Below are 3,828 nucleotides of genomic sequence, written 5' to 3'. Positions count from 1 at the left end.
AGCGTCATGCCGCGACCGGTCGAACAGCTTCTCGCCCTGCTGCGAACGGGGGTCAAAAGCGCGAAAGAGCTGCAGCAGGTTCTCGGGGTCAGTCAGCCGACCTTGTCCCGGCTGCTTGCGGGCATGGGCGGGCAGGTCGTCGCCCTCGGGCGGGCGCGGCAGACCCGTTACGGTTTGCCGAGGGACGTGAGGGGCGCCGGCGGGGAATTCCCCGTCTACCGGATCTCTCCGACCGGAGACGCTGAACCGGCGGGAACGTTGTATGCGTTGCAGGGGGGGGAATACTGGTGGCAGCCGGCGGCGGGGGCGGGCGAACTGCTGCGGCATCTGCCCTGGTTCATTCAGGACCTGCGCCCGGACGGATTCATGGGGCGGGCCTTCGCCCAGCGCCAGAGCCGGGAGCTGAACCTTCCCGCGCGGCTTTCCGACTGGAAGGAGGAGCATGTTCTGCTGGCCCTTTCCCGCGAGGGGGAGGACGGCATCGGCAATCTCATCCTCGGGGAACTCTCCTTGCAGCGTTACTTCCAGTCCGCCCGGGAGCCGCTCGCCCCGGTGCTGCCCCCCGAACTGCCAGCCCGCTATGAGGCCTTTGCCCGAGCCGCCCTGGCCGGCGATCCGCCCGGCTCTTCCGCCGGCGGCGAGCAGCCCAAGTTTGCCGCCCTGCTCGCGGAAGGGGAGGACTTCCGCCATGTCCTGGTCAAGTTCTCGCCGACAACGGATACCCCCTCCGGCCGCCGCTGGGCCGACCTGCTGATCTGCGAACATCTGGCCCTGGAGGAACTTCGCTCCCAGGGTCTCCGCGCCGCCTCAACCCGGATTCATGTCACCGAAACGCGGACCTTTCTCGAAGTCACCCGTTTCGATCGGCAGGGGCGGTTCGGGCGGCTGCCGCTGGTTTCCCTGGCGGCGGTGGATAACGAGTTCTTCGGCCACCTGGACAACTGGTCGGCGGCGGTAGCCCGGCTGGAGAAGGTGGGAATGCTCTCGGCGGAAGACGCCGACAGACTTCGCCGGCTCTCGGCCTTCAGCACCCTGATCGCCAACACCGACCAGCACTTCGGCAACATCTCCCTGGTCGAGATGGACGGCAAGCCCCGTTTCTCCCTCGCGCCCGCCTACGACGTGCTGCCCATGTTTTACCGCCCGCACCAGGGCGAAGTCCCCGCCCGCGCCTTCACCCCGCCCCATCCCGACGCCGCCGTCGCCGGCCAGTGGGAAAGCGCCCGCCAGGACGCCCTTCGCTTCTGGACGACGGCCGCCGCCGACGCGCGGATATCGCCCGAGTTCCGGGACATCTGCTCCCGCAATCAGGGGATTATTCAGGAGCTGGGGAATGGTCCGCGTCTGCTTGGCGGGTAGGGAAACCCCGACCGGCGGCCGCTTATTTCACCGTTCGGTGGAAAAAAAGTGGGCGGTCCTGGAAACGCCAGAAAATTAACCGTTCGGTATTATTTTGTTGCGACGAGGCCTCGAGCCGCCTATTGTTAACCGAACGGTTAAATTATCTCGCACGGTGGAGGTGGTGGTGATTCGGAGCGACGAGCGGACGCGCGCGATCAACGGACCCAAAGATCTTGGCGAGCTGCTGCGGCAAAAACGCAAGGCGCAGCAGCTGACCCAGGGGCAGGTTGCCGATTTCTGCGGGGTAAGCGTCAAGTTCATCTCGGAGGTCGAGCGCGGCAAGGAAACGGCGGAGATCGGCAAAGTGCTCCATCTCCTTAAAATGCTCGGCATCGATCTGTTCGCCGACCTTCGGGAGTGAACTCCATGAGCCGGGTTCTTCATGCCTACATCAACGGGGCCAAGGTCGGTGATTTGGCGGAAGGCAATCTGTCCTTCACTTACGACGCTTCTTGGCTGAGCGGCAAGGCTCCCTGCCCCCTGTCGCTCTCCCTGCCGTTGCAGGGCGAACCGCTGCCGGCGGATCGTTCCCGCGCATTTTTCGCGAACCTGTTGCCCGAAGGGCAGGTGCGGGATCACTTCGCCCGCAAGTACCGAGTCTCCCCCGACGACGATTTCGCCCTGCTTGCCGCCCTGGGCGGCGATTGCGCCGGGGCGGTGGCCCTCCATCCCGAAACTCTCGACGGGTCTTCCCAATTCCCCCCTTCCCGGTATCGCCCGCTGACGGACGCCGATTTCGGCAAGCTCCTCGACGAAGCCTATATCATGGACCCGTCGTTTCTCGACGAAGGCGAGCACACCCGGCTTTCCTTGGCCGGCGTGCAGGACAAGATTCCGGTCGCGCTGCGGGGAGAAACCATCCTTCTGCCGCTGGACGGAGCTCCCAGCACGCATATCCTCAAACCGCCGAACCCTCGCTTCCCCGGCCTGGTGGAAAACGAAGCCTTCTGCATGGCCTTGGGCGGGGCCATGGGGCTGAGGGTGCCCAACGCTTTTCTGTTGCCGGTCAAGGAGCGGGTACCGGTCTATCTCGTCGAACGCTACGACCGCCACGTCGGCGACGAGGACATCGTTCGCATCCATCAGGAAGACTTCTGCCAGGCGACGGGCATTTCATATCGGCACAAATATGAAGAAAAGGGCGGGCCGGGATTCCGGGTCTGCTTCCAGGTCATCGGCCAGTGCCGGAATCCCCTGGCCGAGCGGATCCGGCTGATCGAACTGGCGATCTTCAATTTCCTGATCGGCAACGCCGACTGCCACGCCAAAAACCTGTCCCTGCTCTACGACCATGGCCCCAATCCCTCCTTCGCGCCCGCCTACGATCTGGTCTGTACCGGCATCTATGCCCTGAGCCGAAGTATGGCCATGGCGATCGGCGGCGTCTATGACCCTCGCGACGTCACCGGCCAAGCCTGGGTTGCCTTTGCCGAAGAGGCCGGGTCGAGGTCGCCCAAGCCCGTCGTGGACAGCTTGCGGCGAATGGCGTCGGAAATCCCGGGAAAGGCCAAGGAGACGGCGGCCGGAATGACCGCCCGTTATGGGGAACATCCGGTCTACGAGGAGATTGTCCAACTGATAAATCACCGGGCGGAAGTGTCCCAGAGACAGCTTCGCCACTTATGAATCCCCCTGAAAGCCAAACCCCCGGTCAGGAGGATTCCTGCCGGGGGCTGGTCGTTGAGTGTGCAACGACAATACGTTGTCATGACGGTTTCGGTATGTTCGCTTCGGCTACCGTGTACCCGACGGCGGACAGGCTTTGGGCCTGTTTAATTTTCTCCTGGTCGATCTTGGCCCGACCGCCGCTGCGACCCCGCGCCCGGGCCGCCTCCCTGCCGGCGGCTGTCCTTTCCGCCCGCAATTCCCGTTCCATTTGGTTGATGGCTCCCATGATCGAGAGGAAGGCCCGACCCGTGGCGGTTGTGGTGTTGATGTTTTCCCGTGGGCTTTCGATCTTCACCCCTTTTCCTTCCAACTCCTGGACGACCTTGAGCAGATGGGCCAAGCTCCGGCTCATGCGCGAGAGTTCGGTGATAACCAGGGTATCTCCCTCGCGTAGATACTCCATCGCCTGATTCCACCCAGGACGATCCTCCTTCACCCCGGAAGCCTTGTCGCTGAAAATCTTTGTGCAGCCGGCCGCCTTGAGAGCGTCCACCTGGCTATCGAGATTTTGCCCGGAAGTCGAAACACGGGCATAGCCGATACGGTGCATAAAGATCCCCCGTCCTATAGTTTTGACATTTTGATTTTGGCAGAAGATTTGGCAGTGATTTTACGGGGGGATCGAGGCGGGGCTGTCATTTTCAGAAGACGATAGCACAAAATATCAGAAGTGAATTGCACCCCAGAATCCATATTTGGTTGACCGTGGGTTGACCGTTTACCACAGAGATCACGAGCATCTCAAAGTCCACAGCGACG

At 62.8% G+C, this 3,828-nt stretch carries 4 protein-coding genes; 3 read left to right on the top strand and 1 reads right to left on the bottom strand.

What is annotated here, in order from left to right; all coding sequences use genetic code 11:
• From yjjJ to RBR25_RS17450, 3 genes are all read left to right on the top strand, one after another.
• Positions 1 to 1,359: type II toxin-antitoxin system HipA family toxin YjjJ (gene yjjJ, locus RBR25_RS17460; RefSeq protein WP_432820822.1), on the top strand; the 1,359-nt coding region annotated here is incomplete at its 5' end.
• 166 nt (positions 1,360 to 1,525) lie between these two features.
• Entirely contained in the window at positions 1,526 to 1,762 is a 237-nt protein-coding gene (locus RBR25_RS17455; protein ID WP_432820821.1) for a type II toxin-antitoxin system Y4mF family antitoxin, read from the top strand.
• Positions 1,763 to 1,767: 5 nt separating this feature from the next.
• Positions 1,768 to 3,027 (top strand): type II toxin-antitoxin system HipA family toxin, encoded by a 1,260-nt coding sequence (locus tag RBR25_RS17450; RefSeq protein ID WP_432820820.1) that lies wholly within the window; start codon positions 1,768 to 1,770, stop codon positions 3,025 to 3,027.
• Between the two features lie 79 nt (positions 3,028 to 3,106).
• On the opposite strand, the gene RBR25_RS17445 is transcribed toward RBR25_RS17450, so the two are convergent.
• The gene (locus tag RBR25_RS17445; RefSeq protein ID WP_432820819.1) at positions 3,107 to 3,619 is read right to left on the bottom strand and encodes a recombinase family protein; all 513 of its coding nucleotides are present in this window, start codon (positions 3,617 to 3,619) and stop codon (positions 3,107 to 3,109) included.
• Positions 3,620 to 3,828 lie beyond the last annotated feature (209 nt).

Source organism: Trichloromonas sp. (assembly GCF_034006665.1).
Lineage (GTDB): Bacteria > Desulfobacterota > Desulfuromonadia > Desulfuromonadales > Trichloromonadaceae > Trichloromonas.
Note: the sequence above shows the minus strand (reverse complement) of the source record. Positions and strands in the feature narration are given on the sequence as shown.

Coding starts and splice junctions, on each gene's coding strand:
- RBR25_RS17450 (WP_432820820.1), top strand. CDS start 1,768: ATGAGCCGGGTTCTTCATGCCTACATCAACGGGGCCAAGGTCGGTGAT.
- RBR25_RS17445 (WP_432820819.1), bottom strand. CDS start 3,619: ATGCACCGTATCGGCTATGCCCGTGTTTCGACTTCCGGGCAAAATCTC.